Origin of the sequence: Aquimarina callyspongiae (assembly GCF_034322225.1) — a bacterium.
In the GTDB taxonomy this organism is placed as follows: domain Bacteria; phylum Bacteroidota; class Bacteroidia; order Flavobacteriales; family Flavobacteriaceae; genus Aquimarina.
Genome location: NZ_JAXLPA010000010.1, coordinates 37,504 through 60,724 on the forward strand (window position 1 = coordinate 37,504; position 23,221 = coordinate 60,724).

Sequence of the window (23,221 nt, forward strand, 5' to 3'; positions counted from 1 at the left end):
TTAAGTAATCATGGCTTAGCGAATTTAAAGTTTTTTTTAATCGTATTGGTTTCATTACTTATCTAATTAAGTATTTTCAATTGCATATTCCCAAAATGGGATAAAGCTTGAAACGATTAATATTATGGACAATATGATTCCTATCAATCCTATTTTGTTTTTCTTTAAAAACGAAATTGTTCCAAGGTATAAACTCAACAAAGATATGCTAACACATATAATTTTACCTAGTTTCTGAAAAGACAATAATTCTTGGATTAAGGATGCTTTCATTTCTTTAGCTACATAAGCCTCAGAAGCTATTGTATACCATTTTATGTGTAAACGATATAAAATATAAAAACCTATAAACGCAATAAGTATAGAAAGAATACCTTTTTTCATGAGTTTAATAATCAGTCTTTGGAGGATATTTGTGCACTTTCAAAACTAGCCATATTGTTTAGAAAAGTTACAGCAGATGCTATAATTGGATAAGCTACAGCAGCTCCCGTACCTTCTCCTAATCGCATTCCTAAAGAGATTAAAGGTTTTTTATTTAAGAAATCAAGCATTTTTTCATGTCCTTGTTCGCCAGAGGTGTGTGCAAAAATGCAATAATCTAAAACAAGAGGATCTATTGCATGAGCCGCCAGTAATCCTGCAGATACAATAAATCCATCAATTATAATAGTCATACCTAATTCTGCAGCTTTAAGGATTGCTCCTGTAATCATTGCAATTTCAAAACCTCCATATGTGGCTAATGCATCTATAGGAGATTTTGGTTTATATTTTTGATATACTTGAGAAAGAATATTTGCTTTGGTTTCAATAGCACCATTAGCAAGTCCTGTCCCTGAACCTACACAATCCTTTACTGTTGTTTGAGTAAAATAAGCCATCAATAAGGATGCTGATGAAGTGTTGCTGATTCCCATTTCACCAAAACCAACACAGTTACAACCATTATTATATGTTTCAAGTATAATTTCTCCACCTGTAGCAATTGCCTTGATACATTGATCAACTGACATAGCAGGATCCGATTGATAATTTTTTGTTCCAAAATCAATTTTGGCATCAATTAACCCTGATATTCCTTTAAAATCATGATTAACTCCTGCATCTACAATCTTTAATGCAATGTTATTTTGTTTACAGAACACATTAATGGCCGCTCCTTTGTTTAAGAAATTATAGACCATTTGGGCAGTAACTTCTTGAGGATAAGGATTTACTTCTCCTTTTTTTGCGATTCCATGATCACCAGCAAAAGTTATAATGGTCGGGTTTTTAAGCTCCGGATGATCTGTATTTTGGATCATACCAATTTGAAAAGCAAGTTCTTCCAGAACTCCTAAAGCTCCAATAGGTTTTGTTTTATGATCTATAATATGTTTAAGATTTTTACCTAGTTCTGGGTTTGAAATTGAGGTAATGTCAAAATTCATATGATATTATTAATTTGAGTTTTTAATTTCTACAGGAATTCCTGAAACCATAAGAATGGCCTTGTGTGCATGTTTGGCAATGTGCTGATTCATCCAGCCTTGAAGCTCAGTGAATTTTCTTCCTACCTCAGTGGTAGCATGTCCTCCCATACCAATTTCGTTAGAAATTATGATAATGGTAGCATCAATTTGTAAGAGTTTATCAAACTCGATTTTGGCTTGTGATAGAGATGCTTCAATATCATTTTTGGTGTCTACAAAAAAATTGGTTAGCCATAAAGTAACGCAATCGACAACAACAACACTGTTATTTTTAACAACTTTGGAGAGTTCTTTTTCTTCTTCAATAGATACCCATCGTTGATCCCGATCTGCAATATGCTGATCAATACGTTTTTGATGATCATCATCCCAAACCCTTGATGTTGCAAGATAATAAGGCGAATCAGAAAGTTGTAAAGCTAGATTTTGCGCATAATTACTCTTTCCTGATCGTTCACCACCTGTAATGTAGTATATCATAGATATCGAGGTTTTAAAGAACGCAAAGTTAGTTCTATAAATTATTTATTTGTTAAAGTAATCCGAAATTCAGTAAAATATAATACTTTCGCTCAAAATTTTGGTTCTAATACTTTATGTATAAAGTAGAAGATTAAAAGGGAATCAGGTGATCTTAGAAATACAAAACTTGAAAAATTAAATTAGAATTGATGTATTCAAAAAATCTAATTTCAAATTTTCAGATTTCAGAAATTCCTGAGCTGTTCCCGCAACTGTAAGCTTTGCCATAAAACAGAGATGATTTTGATTATCAATGTTTAAGGTGCTTGTTATTAATTCTTCAAAAACCACTGTTTGTGTCGATTTGTTTCGACATCTTTTGAGCAAATCTTAAGATACTGAAACGAGTTTAGTTCAAACGGGAAGGTAAATAACAAGACGCAAGCCAGGAGACCTGCCATAATTTATTGTAAGATCGTAATCTTCGGGTAAAAGATTAATAGATTATGGAGAAAGAAGCATATTACATATTTTTTATTACTGTATTTGGGGTATTATCGGGCTTTGCACAGAACGACTCTATCACTCGCTTAGAAGAAGTTGTTATAAGTGATATTAAGATTAAGAAGTTCTCTGAAGGCTATAAAGTACAGGAGTTAACTGATTCTGTCATTAAACGTAATGATGTTTCTCTGACCTCGTTATTGCGTTATAATTCTACAATTTACTTTAGAGAGAATGGTATTGCCGGGATTTCTTCTGCATCTTTTAGAGGTACAAGTTCTTCTCAAACTGCAGTTATCTGGAACGGTATCAATATCAACTCACAATTAAATGGGCAAACTGATTTTAATACAGTAAATATTAATAATTATGATAATATAACGATCAGAAGTGGTGGTGGTGGTGTGCAATATGGAAGTGGAGCGATAGGAGGAAGTGTACATCTCAATAATGAATTTAATTTTTCTGATCACTTTACAAACGATCTTAGAATTTCATACGGGAGTTTTAATACCACCAAAGGAAATTATAAAATACGATATGGTAATAAAAAAATATACTCGGATCTGGGAGTAGATTTTATTAACTCTGATAATGATTATAAATATTTAGGCACTGACTTCAGGAATCAAAATGGAGAGTTTAAAAATGTAAACATTAATGCGGGATTTGGTGTGTTTCTTTCTGAAAATAATGTGTTAAAGGTTTATCATAATACATTTTTGAGCAGACGCAATTTTTCAGGAATCCTCTCAGGTACTTCTATTTCTCCATCTAATGATAGTTATCGAGATACTAACTCCAGAAGTTTGATCACCTGGAAGCATTTTAATCAAAATTATACTTCAAAATTAAGTGTAGCCCATTTACACGAAATGTATCGTTTCTTTGATAATAAGGATAGTGATGAATATGATTTTGGGAAATCAAATAATCTAATAACTAAATATGATTTTTTATATCATATTAATAAGAATATACAAATAAATGCTATTGCAGATTACTCTTTTATTCAAGGAGACGGAACTAATTTTGGTGGTGCGCAGGATAGAAATATTTTTTCTGGAGTATTGTTATACAAGCATACTATAAATAAGAAGTTTAATTATGGTGTTAATATTAGGCAAGAAATCACTAGTGATTATGATAGTCCTTTATTATTTGCATTAGATGCAAAATTTACACCGTATCAAAACTATACTATTAAATTTAATGGTTCTCGTAACTATAGGATTCCTACATATAATGATTTGTATTGGGTTGGTCCAGGAGGTTTAGGAAATCCAGATTTACAACCAGAAACTTCATTACAGGCTGAGATTGGTCAAGAATTGAAGTATAAGAATATATCAATTTCGGCAACTGGATATTATATCAATGCCAAAGATTTAATTAGATGGATTCCTGTCTCAGGAACGGTTTGGTCTCCAGTTAATATTGATGAAGTAGAGAGTTATGGTGTTGAGGTAGGGCTAGGATATCAGAAAGACTGGAAAGACCATAAGTTGTTATTGCAAAATAATTATGCATATACAGTATCCGAAGATAAGGAAAGAGAAAAGCAACTGATTTATGTTCCTTTTCATAAAGTAACATCTTCAATTTCTTATAGTTATAAACGTCTTTCGGCGTATTATCAATTCTTATATAACGGTCCTGTTTTTATAACTACAGATAATACCAGAGAAATAGAAGGTTATGATGTTTCTAATCTGGGTGTGGCATATACATACTACAAAACCAGAAATAAAGAGTTTACTATAGATATTAGAACAAATAATCTATATAACAGGAACTATCAAAATGTTGGCTTCAGACCGATGCCTAACAGAAATTATCAAATTCAATTAATATTTAAATTTTAAGCAATGAAACTGAGAAGTTTATTTTTATCAACCTGCATCATAGGACTATTATTTATGACTAGTTGTAATGATGATGATGACAATGTGTTGGCACCGTCATTAGGAGATTTTGAAAACGGTATTTTAATATCTCATGAAGGAACCTTTGGAGGTGTTACAGGAACCGTTTCATTTGTTCCAAATGACTTAAGTCAAGTACAAAATGATATCTATAATGTAGTGAACGGAGAAGATCTAGGTGTTTTTCAACAATCTATTGGATTTTATGAGGATCTTGCGTTTATCGTTGTAGACAATGCAAATACTATTGCTGTGGTTAACAGGTATACTTTTGAAAAAGTAACGACTATTACTACAGGTTTATCCACTCCTAGGTATATCACTTTTTTAAACAATAAAGGATATGTAACAAATTGGGGCGATACAGCTTCTGCTACAGATGATTTTGTAGCAATAGTAAATTTGACAGATTATACGGTTGAAGGTACTACGATATCAGTGTCTGAAGGTCCAGAACAAATTTTAGAAAAAGATGGAAGTCTTTATGTATCTCATAAAGGAGGTTTTGGAAGAAATAATGTGGTTACTATTATAAATGGAGCAGATAATCAAACTCAAGAAATTGAAGTAGGTGATAAGCCAGATGAATTGATCCTAGATAGTTCTGGTAATGTATGGGTATTGAGTGAAGGACATACTGAGTATGATAACGACTTTAATATTGTAAGTCAAACACCAGGAGCTTTGGTAAAAATAAATACTACTACCAAAACAATTGATACGACAATACCTTTTACGGGTACTGACCAGCCTAATAGAATGACATATAGTAATGGTACCATTTATTATTCGTTAAATGAACAAATCTATGCAGTGAGCGAAACCAGTACTGCATTACCTACAGAATCTATAATTTCTGGTAATTTTTACGGAATCTCTGTAAAGGATAATAAATTATATGCTGTTGATGCTGGTGATTTTGCAAGTAGTGGAACAATGAAAGTTTTTGATTTATCTACTAATGAGGAAACCAATTCGTTGACAGTAGGAATTGTTCCGGCAAAAATCTATTTTAATTAGAAAAATTATAGCAGTTCTGGATTAGATTTTCTCTGCAGATAATGTAAACATAATTTTAACAATTATTTTCTTATCATTTTGAAACATCCTGTAAAAAGTACAGTTTATAGGGTAGAAAAATTTAAATACTGAATTGTAATAAATAGTTAAACGCAAAAAAGGCCTGATATCGAAAGATTCAGGCCTTTTTTTTATTTTTAGTTTATTCGCTTAAAAATTTATTTCTTCAGTAAGGATAGCAGGAAACTCTTTTTCATGATACATTCTTCCGTCAGTAAAGTCAAACATATTACTATTACCTACACTTTCTAATTCTAGAGTATTATATTTTCCAGAAGTTCTGTTACCTAATATATCATCTATAGCAGCTTTTAATAAAGGTTCATTAGGATCTCCCAGCGTTCCTAAGTTTGTAAAATCTTCAGAAACTTCGATTTCAGGAATAAAACCTCCAAAAAAATCAGTAAAACCAACTGAGTTTAATGATCTGAATACTAATGGTTGTATAGCATAAGTATGACCAGGGTTAGCACCTTGGCGTGCAAAGTTGCTGGAGTCATATAAAGTTACGGAAGCCTGGAACTTCCCTCTGGAAGCGGCTCCAACCTGAACCACTGTTATATAAGGATCAAGACCATTAATTACCAATTCACTTGCAGAAGCAGTGCTACGAGTTGTTAAAATATATACTTTGGTAAGATTGAGACTGTTGATAGCAGCACCAGTTCTAATTTGATTGTCAAATCTATTAATTAGTCGTTCTGGATTATCGTTTTGTAACGCTTGCTGAAATTCTGCATTCCATTCTTCTGTAATTATAATTTCACCATTAAATTGACCTGTAATCATACTCGATAGATCGATAGCAGATGCTACAGAGCCGCCACCATTATATCTTAGGTCTAATATCAAATTGGTAACACCATCAGATTTAAACTGTGCAAAAGCATTATTTAATTGTGCATCAAAATCAGCAGTAAAAGAATTGTACATTAAATATCCAGCCGGACTTCCGCCTACATCTAAGGTTCTGGCAATAAATACAGGGTTTTCAGTATATTGAACCTTGGTGAGTTCAACAGATTCTCCGGTTGCAGTAACATCATTTCCATCAAAAGTTGCTAAACCTATAGTATAGGTATCCGGAGCTAGAAGGCTACTAAAATTCTGATCTGTGATCTGGGTTCCGTCTATAGTATTAAAGATATCACCTCTTTGCACAGATTTAGATTCGGCATCAGTTCCAGGAAGGATATAGCGCACATATCCAAAAACATTAGAAGGGTTATTAGGATATCGAACCAAGCCAAACTCCATTCCGTTATTTCGGGTGATCCCATCAAAGGCTTGCTCAAGGGCAACATAATCATCAACCAGAAAGCTAAACTCATCTACTTTTATCTGTTCAGAACCTACTGTAACAGTTTCCTGAGTTCGTAATCCTTCAAAAATAGCTTCGGGAGAAGAAAACCCATTTAAGAAATCGGTAAACTCCTGATCAGAAGAAAAACGATCATTAGCTAAATCCGGAACATCAGCCTTATATACATAAAAGGAATTCATACCTCTATAGATAAAGTTGTTGATTTCTAATACGCTCGATACACGAGGTTCATCGTCATTATCATTAAAACAACTTGTAAAAAGACTCACCGAACAGAGTAATAGGGCAGTATACTTCAGTAATTTCATAGTAATTTATTTATGTATGGAACTCTAAATGTAACGACTTTATTATAATTTTAAAAAATATTGTAACAAATTAAAGGTATAGTCGTCTCCCTAATATAAAGCTAACCAAGTTTTATATAACAACTAACCAAAAATGAAAGAAAGAGCATTTATAACGCTAACCAATGGATTTAAAGACAAGCTTTTTAGATTAGCTAAGCGTTTGTTGGTTAGTAATGAAGAAGCAGAAGATGCTACGCAAGAAGTATTATTGAAGCTATGGAGGAATAAAGCTAAAATGGCCGAATATAAAAATGTAGAAGCTTTTGCAATGACAATGACAAAAAATTATTGTTATGATAAATTAAAAGCTAAAGAAAGCGGAAACCTTAAAATCGTACATAGTAATTATAAGGATGAACGTCCTTCATTACAACGACAGGTAGAAGCAAGAGATAGCTTGGATTGGGTAGGTAAGATTATGGATAGCTTACCAGATCAACAAAGAATGATTATCCAATTAAGGGATATAGAACAATATAATAATGCAGAAATAGCAGATATGTTAAAAATTAATGAAACAGCTGTAAGAGTTGCATTATCAAGAGGAAGAAAAAAAATTAGAGAAGAATTATTAAAAAAACACAATTATGGAGTTGTCTAATATTGAAAAATTACTAGAGAAGTATTTCGAAGGCGAAACGACCATTTCTGAAGAAAAAGAATTAAAGGTTTATTTTACCAGAGAAACTGTGCCGTCGCACCTGGAGAGATACAAAGATCTGTTTCAGTATTTTTCTCAAGAGAGCACTGTAACTGCTACTACAGACCTTAATATACCCACAGGAGGAACCCCTTGGTTCAAATGGGTTGGAGTTGCTGCATCTATCGTATTGATTGCAGGGTTGTTTTTATTTAATACTCCTACTGATAAAGAAGAAGGTCTTGGAACTTATGAAGATCCAGAAGTAGCCTTGCAAAAAACCAAAGAAGCCCTCAATTTGGTTGCGCAATATATGAATAAGGGCAAAGAGGACTTGATGTACCTGAACGAATTTGATAAAGCTAAAAAAGATTTAGTATACCTCAATGAGTTCGAAGACACTAAAAATAAATTGATAAAGTAAAAACAAAACAAATAACACCACTTTTTACGGTGTGACCTAAAATTATTTAAATTATGAAAAAGTTAGCAATTGTTTTAGCACTGGCAGTATTACCATATATATCTAATGCACAAAGTAATTTTGACAAATATGAAAACATGAAAGACGTATCGTCTGTTGTGGTAACAAGCAAAATGTTTAAATTACTAAGTAAAATTGAACTAGAAAGTAATGATGCCGAAGTGCAGGAATATATGAACCTGGTAGAAAACATTAAAAATATAAAAGTGTTTGCTACAGAAAACTCAGAAATAGGTAAAAAAATGAGAGCAGATGTGGATCAATACCTTAAGAGTTCTACCTTAGATGAGTTAATGCGTGTAAATAGCGAAGGTAAAAATGTAAAGTTTTACTCTAAGCCAGGTAAAGATGAAGACCATGTAAGCGAGTTATTTATGTTCCTTGATGGAGTAAAAGAAAAAGGAGATGGTCCTAATACAGTAGTACTTACAATTACAGGAGATATTGATTTAAAACAAGTTTCTAAAATTGCAGATCACCTTAATGTTCCTGGAGGAGAAGAGTTGAAAAACGTGAAGAAGAAAAACTAAGGTTTTATAAATCAAAAATTAAGCTTCTTTGAATCGCAGATTCTTAGAAGCTTGATTTACTTAACCATATAAACAAACTTGTCAATTAATAGACAAGAATCATCAATCAAATCAATCAAATCAATCAAAAAAATAATAAAAATGAAAAACGTGTATAAAATAATCGCTATCGCTTGTGTTGCGATATTGATGAGCTGTAATAGCGAACCTTCTTTGCAAAAATATTTTGTAGATCACCAGGATGATGCTGAATTTATTGCAGTAGATGTGGCTTCAAGCCTTTTAGATAAAGATAAAATGGATCTTACGGATGGTGAAAAAGAAGCACTTAAGAGTATTAAAAAAGTTAATTTTTTAGCATTACCGCTTAAAAATAGCTCCTCTGCTAAGTTTAATGAAGAGAGTACGGCAATCGATAAAATCCTTAGCTCAGAGAAATATGAAACTTTAATGCGTTTTGGATCTGATGGTACCAAAGCAGTATTAAAATACCAGGGTAATGATAATGAGATTGATGAGGTGATCGTATTTGCAACTGATCAGGAAAAAGGATTGCTTTTGGCTAGATTGTTAGGAGATAATATGAAACCTGAGAATATGGCACAATTAGCAAAAGCTATTGACAAAGGAGATCTTAATTTAGATGCTTTTAAGAAAATGGCAGATGCATTTGATGAAGATTAAGTTAATTACTTTGAGTAAAACCTAAAGAATTTAATTCCACAATATGGAATTAAAGTAATAAAAGAGAGAAAGCTCTGATTAAAATTTAATCAGAGCTTTTATTTTTTGTAGTATGTATGTTTTTATTTCTTCTTAGGTTGATGTAAAAGAGATTAAAAATGCAAAGTATAAACAAGCTTCCTAATAAAATCTGAACGAGTAGATATTTTAATATACCTAGTATTCCAAATAGGATAAATCCAACGCAAACAGCACCTGATAATATGATCATAAATCTATTAGAAAACATCATCTAAAGATACAATTTAAAACACCATTTATGATAAAATGATGAGCTGGATTAAATCCCTGTATAATTAGAAGGAGTAATCTGTTTAAGCTCTGTTTTAATCGTTTCAGATACCTCTAATGTTTCAATAAAATCAGCAATAGTGTTTTGATTGATTGCGGTATTGGTTCTTGTAAGTCCTTTTAAAGCTTCGTATGGATTAGGATATCCTTCTCTTCTTAAAATGGTTTGAATAGCTTCAGCTACCACTGCCCAGTTCTTTTCAAGATCTTCAGCAAACTTTTCTTCGTTTAGTAATAATTTATTCAATCCTTTTAAAGTAGCCTGAAAAGCAATAATAGTATGACCAAAAGGTACACCCACATTTCTTAGTACTGTACTGTCAGTAAGATCACGTTGTAATCGACTTACCGGTAGTTTTGATGCCAGATGCTCAAAGATAGCATTAGCGATGCCTAGATTACCCTCGCTATTTTCAAAATCAATAGGATTTACTTTATGTGGCATTGCAGAAGATCCTACTTCACCTTTTTTTATCTTTTGTTTAAAATAATCCATAGACACATAGGTCCATACATCACGATCCAGGTCTAATAAAATAGTATTGATACGTTTTAAACCATCAAATAAAGCAGCCATATGATCGTAGTGCTCAATTTGAGTGGTTGGAAACGAATGGTGTAATCCTAGTGTTGATTGTACAAACTCGGTTCCAAAAGCTTTCCAGTCAATAGCTGGGTATGCAACCTTATGAGCGTTATAATTACCAGTAGCACCACCAAATTTTGCAGCACTTGGGATATCTTTTAATAAATCAAACTGCGCTTCTAATCTGGTAACATATACCTGGAATTCTTTACCCAAACGAGTAGGAGATGCAGGTTGCCCATGCGTACGGGCAAGCATAGACACCTCTGCCCATTCATCTACTAATGATTTTAGCTTTTCAATAACTGATGTGTACTCAGGAATATATACATTGGTGATCGCTTCTTTAATACTTAAAGGTATTGCCGTATTATTAATATCCTGAGAGGTTAACCCAAAGTGGATAAACTCTTTGTATTCCTGAAGACCCAAAAGATCAAATTTTTCTTTGATAAAATACTCTACAGCCTTTACGTCATGATTAGTTACTTTTTCGATATCCTTAATGGCCGTAGCATCATCAGTAGAGAAGGATGTGTATATCTCTCTTAATTTAGGAAATATCGAAGTATCTATTCCTTGCAATTGCGGTAACGGAACCTCACATAAAGCGATAAAATATTCGATTTCTACCAGTACACGATACTTGATTAAAGCTTCTTCACTAAAAAAAGCGCTAAGCGCATTAGTTTTTGAAGCATAACGACCATCGATAGGAGAGATGGCTTGCAAAGACGTCAATGACATAATTTTGTTTTTTTGAAAGGTGCAAAGATAATTTAATTAATAACTAATAACGAAGTAAGAAGCTAGTTTTTTAACCTGATTGTGAGTGTGTAGGTGTAGATATAATTTTTACTCTATTTCTATACGTGATATAATTAGGAAATTTTATATCCATAAGAATAAATTGAGATATAAGAGGTAACATTTTCTTTGGATTTGACACTTAACTATAGAATCCACGTATTAAAGAAATAGAAAGTGTAAATCTTTAATATAATTTTAATAATGACCTTATACTATTTTAACCAATACTATAGGATTCTATAAATTACTATAAAATTATATCCAATATAATAGATAATACTATAGTTTTACGTTAGGGAAACAAAAAAAGTAAACGCTTAGAAACAGGGAAAAAGTATGAATAACAGATTTAAAAAAATGGTACGTTTCTTACTATACGTACTCACCATCGGGATGATGATCACCAGTTGTACACAAGATGATGATCATCAACCGGTAGAAAACGTCTTAAAAGCGTATTCGTATCACGATTATAAAAAACTTAATAAAAGCAAACGTCTGGAAACACAGGTTACCAAAATCAAATCGCAAAATACAGACTTGCGTAAATCCGGTACTACAGAAAGTTTTTATTTTATTGATACCAAGACCGTACAAATCCTGGAAGCAGAGGAGTATGTAAATTATACTTTTAGGGCCACACGTTTTCCTGTAGATTTGTCTATAGACCATAATTATGTACTTACCCTATATAACGATGGTAGTTTTCATCAGATGTATGTGAGTTATCCTATTCTTGAAGACGGTAGTTATGATATTGCAAATTTAATAGGATATCCCATTGATGGCGATGCATTGGTGCAAAAATCGGGCTCCTGTGGCACCCTTACCGAGGTACAAGTTTGGCAATCGGGAGTTGATTGTATAGATTTTAACTGTACTGCTGGAGGTAATCACAGTCCAGGTCAGTCTTGTAGCGGAGATCCAGATGAGCAACCTATACAAATATGTTCTGGTGCCTGGGTAACCCAATGTGTAGAACCAGATGTTGATGGCCAGGGATCTTCTGGTAGTGGCGGTGGCGGCAACCAAGGCAATAACAATAGCAGTAATGGCCCTATAGGGATTACCCCTTTTCTGGAACCAGGAGTCGATAAAGGCAATGATGAGTTGATGGAGCAAACAAATTTACCAGAAGTAAAAGCGATGATTCAATATTTAAAGGGACAAGTAAACACTTTATTTAGAGAAGATGGTAGAATGTTTAATATGGCAAGAAACAGTAATGGAGTATTAAGCGTAACAGAAGAAATAGACCCTGAAAGAATCACAAAAGGTTATGTTCAATTTCCAGCAATAGATCCTAATACCCTGGTAAAAATACATCTCCACAATAAATTTAAAAATAAAAGAGATAAAGAGAATCATAATCAAGGACGGAAAAGAAAACCTACAGTACCTTTATTTTCTAGTCATGATATTACAGAGTTTATTAGTTTTTTTAATACTCGAGAAGCGATCAACCCTCCACGAGGAGAACATATTAGTAGTCAGGAGATCAGTTCTATCCTGGTAGCAGATAAAGCGGTATTTATAAATAATGAAGGAAACCCTACTGGTACCGAAACCTCAGGAATCTATGCCTTAAAGATCAGTGATCCGGCAAGGGTACGGGAACTAAGAGAGACTTTTGATACAGAGGAAAAAAGAGAGAAATTTAATGATCAATATCCTCCTATTCTTGTCAACGGCTGTAAATTTATACAAAACACCGGGTGTTTTCTTGCCAACCAGATTAATTATTTAAATAATTACGATAATGGCAGGGGTTTTGGTATACAACTCTATATGGCCATAGAAATTGATGGAGAGATTGTAGCTTGGCAACCTTTGTAACTAAAAAACTAAATAAAAATGAAAAAAATATTTATAATCTTATTCTTAACCATAAGTATGCAAGGCTATACACAAACAATATTGCCTTCTGAGAAATTATATAGCGAAGAAAACAAAAATAAATTATTCTCCAGTAATTATTATTTTAAAGATGTAAATGGAGTGCTTAATAAATTTTTAGGTACTTGGCGATATCAATCAGAAAACGAGTTATTTGAAATTACCTTTACTAAAAGAACTAACCAGAGAACTGGAACGGGGCATTTTAGGGATGAATTAACCTCTCGGTATAAATATGTTAAAAACGGTGTCGAAATTTATAATACATATACCATGCCTGAAGTTGATAATAACCACCCTGGTTATTTTATATTTGGAAATTGGATGGATGAATCTAATTTAAATTCTATTAATCTTAAATATAAAGAACCTGGTATTAGAAGTGGAGATAGTGATCGATTGATACTAGAGCATATTATAAGTCCTAGAGAACAAACAGAGCAGCTGGATTGGTTTGCAGATATAGAACTTTTTGAAGATCCCGATAATCCGGGAGAATATATCACAGATTATAAAATACCTTATAAAATGATTCTTGTTAAGGTAAATTAAATACATCCATAAAAAACACTGGTAAATTAGGGTTATCAGTGTTTTTTATATTTTGATATGAAAAAAATACTAAAAATATTGATAGTTTGTATTAACCTGCAAGCTTTTGCCCAAACAGAAATCCCTATAGAGGATAAAAGTAAACAAGAAAATCGTATTAAAAGAAGTAGTGATTATTATTATAAAGATATAAACGGGGTTTTGGATAAATTTGTGGGCACTTGGCGATACCAATCTCCTATAGAGTTATTTGAAATTACTTTTACCAAAGTATCACAAATTAGAACAGGTATGGGATATTATAAAGATGAGTTATACAGCCGTTATAAGTATATCAAAAACGGGCAAGTGATTTATGATACCTATAACACACCAGTAACCACAGAGAATAACCCTTCTACAGATATCTCTGGTAGTATAATTAATAATACAGACCTCAATAAGATTAAGTTAATCTATCACGAACCAGGTATCAGGGGTGGGGATTTTGATTCATTGTCCATGACTTATTTTTATAGCCCCAGAGAAAATAAACATCGGTTAAATTGGAAAGTCAAGACTGCTTTATATGGTACTGGTACTCCCGGTGTATACAGCACCGTTTATAAAATGCCGTATCAGATGACATTGACTAAAGTAGAGTAAATACATCCATAAAAACACTGATAGTTATACTGTATCTTTATCAACTACATTATGATCAAACAATTACTACTGTTTATTTTTGTTTTTATAACCTATACAGGCTATTCACAAAGAGATACAATACTAGGACCTGTAAAATCAGTACGAGAACAATTATTATTTACTAAAGCCTTTCGTAAAAAAGAAAAAAAACGATACAAAAACGTTAAATATGGACCTCGTTTTTCAAGAATGAGATTCTATCCGGAGATTTTTTATAGGATACCTGAAGCCAGACTTCCCTTATATATTGATTATTGGTATGGAGGTGTATCTGTATCCTACGGCAGCTATTATATAGAATACAATAAACAAAAAAAACGTACCAAAGAAACTTGGTATTATGGTCATAATCGTATCAAGGCAGATTATAGATATACCTATGATGATAATGGTAATAAAACCCAACATAAAGAAATCTATAATGATGGTAGTCATAGAGCCACCAATTATCACTACAATAAAAAAAATAAATTATTAACTACGTTATTGTATTCTTCTGATTCACCAGACTTCTATTGGTATAAAGAGTATATCTATGATGATCAGGAAAATTTAATAGAAATCAAAAAATCAGGCCCTAGAGGAGCAACCGGCAATTCTACTATTTATGAATATGACGATCAAAACAGAAGAATAAAAATATTTTCTCATTCCTCATATACGACTAAGTATCCTGAGTGGGTAGAAAAACAACCGCAACATATACGTATCCAGTTGCATCTAGATGGTAAAATGAAAGAGTTAGGTCGTCGAGTACCTAAAGAAACTACTACATTAAAAACATCATATGTATGGGATGATCAAAACAGAAAAATAGAAATACAAGAACACGACGAATACAAACTCAATATAAAACTAAAGTATAAAGGAGATCTTCTGATCCAGATTAAACGTACCAACAAAGACTCTCTTGTAACTTTTACAGATAAAGAATACAATGATGATAAACGCATCATTAAAAGTGCCAGAACAAATGTAAAATATCCAAAAGACAGTACCTCCAAAAGATATTTTTATAACCAAAAAGAACGTCTTAGTAAAATAATCAATAATGGAAAATACAAAATTGATACGGTAGCTTTTAAATACACATACGATCAATACAACAACTGGATAGAACAAACCAAGTCTGTAAATGGAGAAGAACTGTACGTACGCAAGAGAAAAATAACATATTATACAGATTAACCGTTGCTATCACAAAAATATTTAAAATAGATGTGATTTCCTTATATCCAACTCACAGTATTTAAAAGAGCCGTTTATAACCGCAACATCTCACATTTCTACTTTCGTATTTTTTTTTCGTATTTCTACAATCGTATTTAAGAACTCAAGATCACCTAATCTTTTGCAATACCATCCTTGATCTGGCTTTATAAGCAGCGCTACCAGCATTATAACCTTTCTCCAGGGTAATTTTAAGTTCAGGATGCACCCAGTCAAACTCAGTTCCTAATAGATATAAACTAGTCATCGAATACGCTTTTGGAGCTACTTTTTGATCAGTAATGAGCCAGTCAAAACAGATTTCGGTGATTTGTTCACGATGCTGTACACTCAATAGCTTTTGCACTTGAGAGTTTCTTTTTTTGTAATAAGCTACGATAAGATATTCGCATATTTTTGCCATAGGTCGCACAGCAGGATGTTTATATACGCTGGGCATAATATTAAGCAAACGATCCAGATAAGGAAGAATGGTATCCAGGCGGTGTTTACATAAAAACTCTAATCCCCACGAAGCTCTACAAGAAATCTCATCATCTACTCTTGAACAGATATCAAGAAGCTCAGGAAGCAATTCTGGATGTTGTAGTACAAGATTGGCAAAATAACCTCTCTTTTCTCGAGAGTGATCAATCGTATCCAGGGTTTCTTCCAGTGATATCATAAGTTATACAAACGATTTATTTAAAAATAAAGACATATTCTTTATATACGCATCAATTGATCAACGACCTGTGGTACTCCTACCGTTGCTTTTTCAGCAAGGATGGTAAGATTCGGTTTAGGAGCTATCGATGGATTAGGATCAATAAAATAAATAGGAGTGTTTGCAGGAGCATATTCTACCAAACCAGCTGCAGGATATACCTGCATAGAAGTTCCTATAATAATTAATATATCTGCTTGTTCTGTAATTGTTATCGCTTTTTCCATCATGGGTACATCTTCACCAAACCATACAATATGTGGTCTTAATTGTGATTGATGATCACATAAGTCACCTGTTATAAGATCGGTTTTCCAGTCTAAAACAAGATCCGAATCAAATTGACTACGCACCTTTAATAACTCTCCGTGTAGGTGTACTACATGACTACTACCAGCACGTTCATGAAGATCATCTACGTTTTGTGTGATAATAGTTACGTTATAGTTTTCTTCTAACGTAGTAAGCGCTGTATGCCCAATGTTAGGAACCACAGTAAGCAGCTGGCGTCGTCTTTTATTATAAAAATCAAGAACCAGTTCTGGATTGTTTCTCCAGCCAATTGGAGAAGCTACTTCCATAATATCATGACCTTCCCAAAGACCATTAGCATCTCTAAAAGTGTTTATGCCGCTCTCAGCACTAATACCTGCTCCTGTAAGTATAACTATGTTTTTCACCCGCTTTAATTTTAGTAGTAGTTTGAAACTATAAAGAAATCGTATAATATATGGACTACGTATGTACTTTATAAAGATTATAAGTTTTATAACATTTTTTTAAGAAACTAAGTTAAATGTACAAGTTTTTATAAACGAGTAGACTATATTTTTCTAAGTAATTATTGGTGTTTTGTAGGTATTCTTGTGTGATACTACGTAGTTTTTACTACGTATCCTGTGTTTTATGATTTTTTGAGCACTTAGTTTTATAAAGTAATACGTACAAGTAGTAATTAATAATAATTTTTAATTATGATCGTTATTAAAACAATAATTTTTTGCTATTAAAAAGGCGGTTTTAAAGCCCATATTTTGGTTTTTATACAGTTTTTTTGAGTTTATATACTAAGTATTGCCTCAAAACGTTTTAGAGGCGCTATGGATTTATTTCGATGAATAGCATGCTTTTTAGGATTAAATACCCAATGTAACTCCTTGATAATGTTACCTGTCCGTATCAATATTGCGGTTTTACCACAGCAAAAAAAACAGTAAAAAAGCTATCTTGTAACTAGAATTATAGGATATTTTACAACCAACGCTAACTACTTTAATTATCATACCCTATGAAATACCCTTATATAATAATCGATAATGATCAGAAATCGTCAGATTCTATTCAATTGGCATTAGAGGGTCGTGAGAACTATATATGTACAGGAATAGCAAAAGATGAAGAAGAAGCTCTCGATCTTATTCTGGAAAGAAAACCCCGTTTGGTGTTTTTAGAACCAGAAGTTGCGGGAGTGCACAGCGATAAAACAAAATATTCTTTATTATCAGAACTTGCTAAGTACATGGCGTACCTGCCACAGTTTATTGTGATTACAAAAACGGCCGAATATGCGATCGAGGGAATACGTAACAGCGTACTTGATTATATTCTTAAACCACTGGCTAAGAGTCAGATCACTAAAACATTGCATCGATTCGAAAAAGATTTTGGTCAAATTATGGACCATACATTGTGTTTTAAATCATATGGAGATTATCGTTTTGTAAACATAGAAGACATCCTGTATTTAAAAGCAGATAATAATACGACAGACTTTATTATGAGTAATGGTAATAAGGTAGAAGCTTTTAAAACCTTAAAACATTTCCAGAATTTACTGCCAGATTATTTTGTGCGAATACATAATAGTTACATTATTAATACTAATTATGTATCGAGGATACATTTTGGAAAAGCAAAATGTGCGATCAAAAATACAAACGATTTGATTCCTTTTTCAAGATCCTATAAGACAAATGTAGAAGAAATCAAAGATAATTTAGCAAAAAAGAGCTTATTACAAGTGTAATCTTTTAATGAGTATATAGAATACAAACCCTTGAAAAAACACTTTTTCAAGGGTTTTTGCTTTTTTTTATGATTTTTTTGAACTACGTATACGTATGGTCTTACTGGTAATCTTATTCTTACAGTTCTTATCAAATTTTTAAAACTGGTCAACTTACTCGTGTAATCCGTTCATCTACTTCTTATAGGATGTAACCTACTAAACACACCTTAATATATTAGGCGCAAAGGCTTAAGGATCATACATTTGTAGTGTACAATTGAGGTACGGACCAATAAAATATTTGGGAAAACAATATTAAGGGATGCAACCTCAAAAAAAATAAAAGCAGCGCCGCGACAACCTAAGTTAAAACAAACGTAAAAGAATAACCCCTTATAAGCAATAATGCTGGGAAAAGAAAAATTAAAAAAAATACTAAAAAACTAATTAAAAAAGACAATACTATGAAAACTATTAAGACAATATTCGCTATATTATTTGTAAGTTCAATGTTTATCGCTTGTGAAACTGATTCAGTAAATGATGAGGTAGGATTCGAAGTGGAAGATACAATAGCAACTGAGGACGAAGTAGAAGAAGTTACACCTCCAGGAGGAAATTAATATAACTTTTTTTAAAAAAATATAAATAAAAGAGGAGTTCTAAGTTTTTAGGACTCTTTTTTGTTTTTTTGTTGTATATAAAATCATTATTTTAGAAATAAATTATTATACAATGCTCAAACGATTTTCTGTTTTTATTATTTCCATTGTGTTTTCTGTTTTTTTTAGCTGTAACAAGAAAAATGAAACTTTGGAAAGTGTGGAATTGAAATCTAATATGATACAAACATATATTGACAACGCCAAAAACAACCAGAATACAGTTAATGAAAGGAAAAAAAACTTAGAAAAAGCATATAATTTCAACTCTACTTTAAAGGACAATATTTCTAAAGTAGAGAAAATTCAAGAAATATCTTTTATATATTATTCAATTGGAGATTATGATAATTATAGAGATATGAATGAAAAGGCTTTGAAGTTATCTACTTCTATAAATGATTCACTTAACATGGCCGAATCTTATGGTTATTTAGGGATTTATTATAGAAGTTCAAAACTTGATGTAGCCTATAAAAACTTTTATGAAGCGGATAAAATATATTCTTCGTTAGATGATAAAAAATATAACAGTAAAGATTATGCTTTTGAACAGGGTAAAGTACTGATAGATATAGCTCGAATATTTCAAAAGACTAAAGATTATAGAAAAAGCGAGGACATTACTATAAAAGCTATTGAAAAATTTGAATTAGCAGAAAATCCACAATATTTACCTTTGTGCTATACTAATTTAGGAATATTGGCTAAGTATCTGGAAAGATATGATGAAGCAATAGGTTATCATTTTAAAGCTATTGATTATGCTAAAATAAATAATAGTGAGGTATCGCAGAAAACTATATCCTATAATAACATAGGAACGGTATATAAATCTCAAAAAAAATATGATGAAGCTAAAGAATATTACAATAAGGCGCTTTCGTATAAAGAAATTTTAAAGAAGAAAAGATCTCGTTATGCTCGATTATTAGATAATTTGGCTTATGTTAACTTTTTATCTAATGACACAATTAATATACCAGATCTTTTTTATGAAGCTTTAAGAATTCGAGATAGTATAAAAAATAATAGAGGAGTTATTGCTAACACTTTACATTTAGCAGAATATTATAAAACAAAAGGAGCAGATAGTATAGCAAGTATTTATGCAAAAAGAGCAAGAGACGTATCTTTAGATTTAAAGGAAAATGAAGAGTTACTTAAATCATATCAGCTTTTGTCAGAAGTATTAGATAGTGAAGAAGGTTTAGAATATGCGCAAGCTTACATAAAACTTAATGATAGTTTACAAAGAGAAGAAAGATTGTTTAAGGATAAATTTGCTCGTATTCGTTATGAAACAGATCAATTTAAAGAAGAAAGCATTCGTGTAAGTCGTGAAAATGAGATCCTTGTCATTGCTGTTTTAGGGTTAACCGCTTTATTTTTGTTAGTCTATATCATATTTAGGCAGCAACAAAGCAATAAAGAGCTATTATTTGCCCAGGCACAGCAAGAGTCTAACCAGGAGATTTATCGTTTATTACTTAATCAACAGTTTAAACTAGAAGAAGGTCGACAGATGGAGCAACAACGTATGTCAGAAGAGTTGCATGATGGAGTATTAGGGCGTCTTTTTGGAGTACGACTAAGCCTGGATGGGATCAATCAACGTGCCAATGATGGGTTTACAGAAGCCAGAACAAAATATATAGAAGAGCTTAAATCGATAGAAAAAGAAATACGTCTCATCTCTCATGATCTGGGTACAGAAACCATATCTCCAGATGTGGCTTATATCGATGCTGTAGAGAGTTTGATTAGTGATCTTTGCGAAGCTCACAAAATGGAGTTTGAGTTTAATAATGATGAAAACATTGATTGGGAGGAGATTAATGACCAGAAAAAAGTAAACCTGTTTAGGATTTTACAAGAGTCATTACAGAACATTTTTAAGCATGCCAGAGCAGAAATGATAAAAATTAGTTTTGATTATGTGGATGATAACATAAATCTTACTATTTTAGATGATGGAATCGGTTTTAAAAGTACCAAGGTAAAAAGAGGAATCGGTCTCAAAAATATTACATCCCGTGTTAGTCAGATGAGTGGGGTAGTTGATTTTATTAGCAATAAAGATATAGGTACTACGGTATCTGTAAGTGTGCCAATCTAATTTCTTGGAGATCACACAAATTGCTTTTTTCTTTATATAATATTATATTGAGATAATAGTTTATTAAAGAAAAGAGTCTATATTAGAGAATAGACACAAGTTATGAATTAATAAAAGGGCATTATTATTGATTTCTATACTCCCAATAACCATGAGGGAGAATCATAATAATGTAGAATTACCTATCTGACTATTAATTACCTAGCCGGATAGGCTCTTAAAAACGCTAAATTTAAACAAATGAAAAAGAAGCTAAAAGTTCTTATGATCGATGATCATCCTATGATTATCGAGGGGTATAAAAACACCTTATTAGGAGAAAATCAAAAGGAGTACCAGATTAAAATTGATATTGCATCCAATTGTGATGATGCTTATGATAAAATTTTAAAATCATCCAAGACCGCTCCTTATGACATGCTTTTTGTAGATATCAAGCTACCACCTTCTTCTGATGGTACAATTACCTCTGGAGAAGATCTGGCAAAACATGCAAAAGAGCTGTTACCAAAAGCAAAGGTGATAATCTTAACGATGCATAGAGAGGATCACAGAATCCATAATATTCTTAAAAATATCAATCCATCAGGATTCCTTATCAAAAGTGATTTGACTTCAAGCGAATTATTATTGGCGTTTAATAATATTGTTAGTGGTACTCCATATTATAGTGCTACGGTAAACAATCATTTTAGAAAAATGATGACCAATAATTTCTCACTTGATGAAAAGAATCTTAAGATTTTATATCATCTTTCTAGAGGTGTAAAAACTAAAAACTTACCTAACTATGTGAGCTTATCTTTAAGTGCCATAGAAAAAAGAAAAAATCAGATCAAAGAGATGTTCTCTATTGCCAAGGCAGATGATCAAAAACTATTAGAAGAAGCCCGTAAAAGAGGGTTTGTATAATGAACTGATCTTGAGAATAGATAGTTATCATACTTAAATAGTTAAAAAGAGATAGTAAACCTATCTCTTTTTTTTATTGAAAAAAATCTCGAATTTCAAAAATATAACAGTGTACTTATGTTACACTAAATAATGTAGATGTGATTATAACGTTGGAACTAACAAAAGCCGTCAAATTGAGTGATTTTTTATAATGAAATGGAGAAAAATTGTAGCGAAATTAACTTGTGTTAGAAACCACTTGTTTTCGATACATTTTACTATCACAAAAACAGGCAAACTGACTTATTTTTGACATCAAATTTATACTGTTTAGAAGTGAATTTTACCACCTTTGATATAATACACGTATAACTGTTACGGGAGATCAATACATTGTATTTAGGGAAAATTCCGCTTTTTTTATGATTTTAAAAAACATCATAAAATGCACTTTTTGTTTAAAATATATGAATAATACAAAGAATGAGAATCGTATATTTTTATAATATTGATAAAAAAACACCTGATAATCAATGTTTTATTGAAGTATTTGCTGGATAAATAATGATTTAATAGGTTTTATTTAATTTTTTGCGTAAAAATAATCTTAATATGTCATTACGGTTTAACCGTATTTATTTTGAGTGTATACGGTACTGATTATCAATTATTTATGTATAGTTTTATGATATTGAAAAACACACTATTGTAATTAGTTTTAAAAATAGTGAGCATATAAAGCAAAAATACCTAAGACAATATTAAATATTCTTACCCCAAGTGTTCTGTCTTTTCTTTTGCATCACTAAGGCTTTCTATTCCAAATATAATTTTAGATAACAATAATCAATATGAACTCTATAATACACCCCAAGTGTATTCTTATAAACCTACTTATTAATTAATTAAAAAAAATGCCTATGGACAATTTTACTTCTTCAACTTTATTTAAAATAATTAAAAAATTCTTCTTTGTACCAACCATTTTAGTGGTCATAGTATACGCTACCGGTATCAGATCTAATCCTTTTGATATACAACAAGAATCAGAATACCAATTAGTTCAGGAGGATCAAACCACCAGAGAGTTTATTACAAAAAATCTATCATAATGTATGACTACATTATAGTAGCATATAATTAATGTAAAATGAACATTAAGATAAGCGCTTAACAATATATTAGATAGACTCTTTTTTATAGTCAATTAAAAATTTAAAATAATCCGATAGCTGCAATACTTTGGCGAGCCAGCAAAAATC

Annotated in this window: 22 protein-coding genes and 1 riboswitch; of the genes, 15 read left to right on the top strand and 7 right to left on the bottom strand. The window is 31.8% G+C overall.

Going from position 1 to position 23,221, the window contains the following annotated elements:
• Positions 1-66: 66 nt before the first annotated feature.
• The 3 genes from U0D62_RS24935 to U0D62_RS24945 are packed head-to-tail and all read right to left on the bottom strand — an operon-like array spanning position 67 to position 1,955.
• Positions 67-384 carry a hypothetical protein gene (locus U0D62_RS24935; RefSeq protein ID WP_322290085.1) on the bottom strand — a complete coding sequence of 106 codons (318 nt, stop codon included), beginning with the start codon at positions 382-384 and terminating at the stop codon, positions 67-69.
• Positions 385-395: 11 nt separating this feature from the next.
• A complete protein-coding gene (gene cobT, locus U0D62_RS24940) occupies positions 396-1,433 on the bottom strand; it encodes a nicotinate-nucleotide--dimethylbenzimidazole phosphoribosyltransferase (RefSeq protein ID WP_322290086.1) in 1,038 nt (345 codons plus the stop codon).
• A 9-nt stretch (positions 1,434-1,442) separates the two neighbouring features.
• Positions 1,443-1,955 (bottom strand): bifunctional adenosylcobinamide kinase/adenosylcobinamide-phosphate guanylyltransferase, encoded by a 513-nt coding sequence (locus tag U0D62_RS24945; RefSeq protein ID WP_322290087.1) that lies wholly within the window; start codon positions 1,953-1,955, stop codon positions 1,443-1,445.
• An 84-nt stretch (positions 1,956-2,039) separates the two neighbouring features.
• Positions 2,040-2,413: riboswitch (cobalamin riboswitch) on the top strand.
• Positions 2,414-2,443: 30 nt separating this feature from the next.
• Between U0D62_RS24945 and U0D62_RS24950 the strand changes: the two genes are divergently transcribed.
• Both U0D62_RS24950 and U0D62_RS24955 read left to right on the top strand, forming a co-directional pair.
• Entirely contained in the window at positions 2,444-4,306 is a 1,863-nt protein-coding gene (locus U0D62_RS24950; RefSeq protein WP_322290088.1) for a TonB-dependent receptor plug domain-containing protein, read from the top strand.
• 3 nt (positions 4,307-4,309) lie between these two features.
• Entirely contained in the window at positions 4,310-5,386 is a 1,077-nt protein-coding gene (locus U0D62_RS24955) for a YncE family protein (protein WP_322290089.1), read from the top strand.
• A gap of 210 nt (positions 5,387-5,596) precedes the next feature.
• On the opposite strand, the gene U0D62_RS24960 is transcribed toward U0D62_RS24955, so the two are convergent.
• Positions 5,597-7,078 (bottom strand): S41 family peptidase, encoded by a 1,482-nt coding sequence (locus U0D62_RS24960; RefSeq protein WP_322290090.1) that lies wholly within the window; start codon positions 7,076-7,078, stop codon positions 5,597-5,599.
• Positions 7,079-7,211: 133 nt separating this feature from the next.
• Here U0D62_RS24960 and U0D62_RS24965 point away from each other — a divergent pair, with 133 nt between their 5' ends.
• The 4 genes from U0D62_RS24965 (at position 7,212) to U0D62_RS24980 (ending at position 9,458) form a co-directional block, all read left to right on the top strand.
• Positions 7,212-7,721: an RNA polymerase sigma factor gene (locus U0D62_RS24965; protein WP_322290091.1), complete on the top strand. Its 510-nt coding sequence runs from the start codon at positions 7,212-7,214 to the stop codon at positions 7,719-7,721.
• Positions 7,708-8,184, top strand: a complete 477-nt coding sequence (locus U0D62_RS24970) for a hypothetical protein (protein ID WP_322290092.1) — start codon at positions 7,708-7,710, stop codon at positions 8,182-8,184. Before U0D62_RS24965 ends, U0D62_RS24970 begins: the two co-directional genes overlap by 14 nt.
• A gap of 53 nt (positions 8,185-8,237) precedes the next feature.
• The gene (locus U0D62_RS24975) at positions 8,238-8,774 is read left to right on the top strand and encodes a DUF4252 domain-containing protein (protein WP_322290093.1); all 537 of its coding nucleotides are present in this window, start codon (positions 8,238-8,240) and stop codon (positions 8,772-8,774) included.
• Positions 8,775-8,915: 141 nt separating this feature from the next.
• The gene (locus U0D62_RS24980) at positions 8,916-9,458 is read left to right on the top strand and encodes a DUF4252 domain-containing protein (RefSeq protein WP_322290094.1); all 543 of its coding nucleotides are present in this window, start codon (positions 8,916-8,918) and stop codon (positions 9,456-9,458) included.
• Positions 9,459-9,798: 340 nt separating this feature from the next.
• On the opposite strand, the gene purB is transcribed toward U0D62_RS24980, so the two are convergent.
• Positions 9,799-11,142 (bottom strand): adenylosuccinate lyase, encoded by a 1,344-nt coding sequence (gene purB, locus U0D62_RS24985; RefSeq protein WP_322290095.1) that lies wholly within the window; start codon positions 11,140-11,142, stop codon positions 9,799-9,801.
• A gap of 399 nt (positions 11,143-11,541) precedes the next feature.
• On the opposite strand from purB, the gene U0D62_RS24990 reads away from it, so the two are divergent.
• The 4 genes from U0D62_RS24990 to U0D62_RS25005 are packed head-to-tail and all read left to right on the top strand — an operon-like array spanning position 11,542 to position 15,528.
• Positions 11,542-13,041, top strand: coding sequence for a hypothetical protein (locus U0D62_RS24990; RefSeq protein ID WP_322290096.1), 1,500 nt, complete (start codon positions 11,542-11,544; stop codon positions 13,039-13,041).
• An 18-nt stretch (positions 13,042-13,059) separates the two neighbouring features.
• On the top strand, positions 13,060-13,653 hold the full coding sequence (locus U0D62_RS24995; RefSeq protein WP_322290097.1) for a DUF6705 family protein: 594 nt from the start codon (positions 13,060-13,062) through the stop codon (positions 13,651-13,653).
• Between the two features lie 57 nt (positions 13,654-13,710).
• The gene (locus U0D62_RS25000; RefSeq protein WP_322290098.1) at positions 13,711-14,298 is read left to right on the top strand and encodes a DUF6705 family protein; all 588 of its coding nucleotides are present in this window, start codon (positions 13,711-13,713) and stop codon (positions 14,296-14,298) included.
• Between the two features lie 51 nt (positions 14,299-14,349).
• Positions 14,350-15,528: a hypothetical protein gene (locus U0D62_RS25005; RefSeq protein WP_322290099.1), complete on the top strand. Its 1,179-nt coding sequence runs from the start codon at positions 14,350-14,352 to the stop codon at positions 15,526-15,528.
• Positions 15,529-15,679: 151 nt separating this feature from the next.
• On the opposite strand, the gene U0D62_RS25010 is transcribed toward U0D62_RS25005, so the two are convergent.
• Positions 15,680-16,234, bottom strand: coding sequence for an adenylosuccinate lyase (locus U0D62_RS25010; RefSeq protein ID WP_322290100.1), 555 nt, complete (start codon positions 16,232-16,234; stop codon positions 15,680-15,682).
• A gap of 41 nt (positions 16,235-16,275) precedes the next feature.
• Positions 16,276-16,956 (bottom strand): SIR2 family NAD-dependent protein deacylase, encoded by a 681-nt coding sequence (locus U0D62_RS25015; RefSeq protein WP_322290101.1) that lies wholly within the window; start codon positions 16,954-16,956, stop codon positions 16,276-16,278.
• Positions 16,957-17,564: 608 nt separating this feature from the next.
• On the opposite strand from U0D62_RS25015, the gene U0D62_RS25020 reads away from it, so the two are divergent.
• The 5 genes from U0D62_RS25020 to U0D62_RS25040 all read left to right on the top strand — a co-directional run bounded on the left by U0D62_RS25020 (position 17,565) and on the right by U0D62_RS25040 (position 23,071).
• A complete protein-coding gene (locus U0D62_RS25020) occupies positions 17,565-18,302 on the top strand; it encodes a LytR/AlgR family response regulator transcription factor (protein WP_322290102.1) in 738 nt (245 codons plus the stop codon).
• Positions 18,303-18,748: 446 nt separating this feature from the next.
• A complete protein-coding gene (locus U0D62_RS25025; RefSeq protein ID WP_322290103.1) occupies positions 18,749-18,907 on the top strand; it encodes a hypothetical protein in 159 nt (52 codons plus the stop codon).
• 199 nt (positions 18,908-19,106) lie between these two features.
• Positions 19,107-21,065, top strand: a complete 1,959-nt coding sequence (locus tag U0D62_RS25030) for a tetratricopeptide repeat-containing sensor histidine kinase (protein ID WP_322290104.1) — start codon at positions 19,107-19,109, stop codon at positions 21,063-21,065.
• Positions 21,066-21,305: 240 nt separating this feature from the next.
• Complete coding sequence (locus tag U0D62_RS25035) at positions 21,306-21,977, top strand: response regulator (protein WP_322290105.1); 672 nt, start codon at positions 21,306-21,308, stop codon at positions 21,975-21,977.
• A gap of 902 nt (positions 21,978-22,879) precedes the next feature.
• On the top strand, positions 22,880-23,071 hold the full coding sequence (locus tag U0D62_RS25040) for a hypothetical protein (protein ID WP_322290106.1): 192 nt from the start codon (positions 22,880-22,882) through the stop codon (positions 23,069-23,071).
• Positions 23,072-23,221 lie beyond the last annotated feature (150 nt).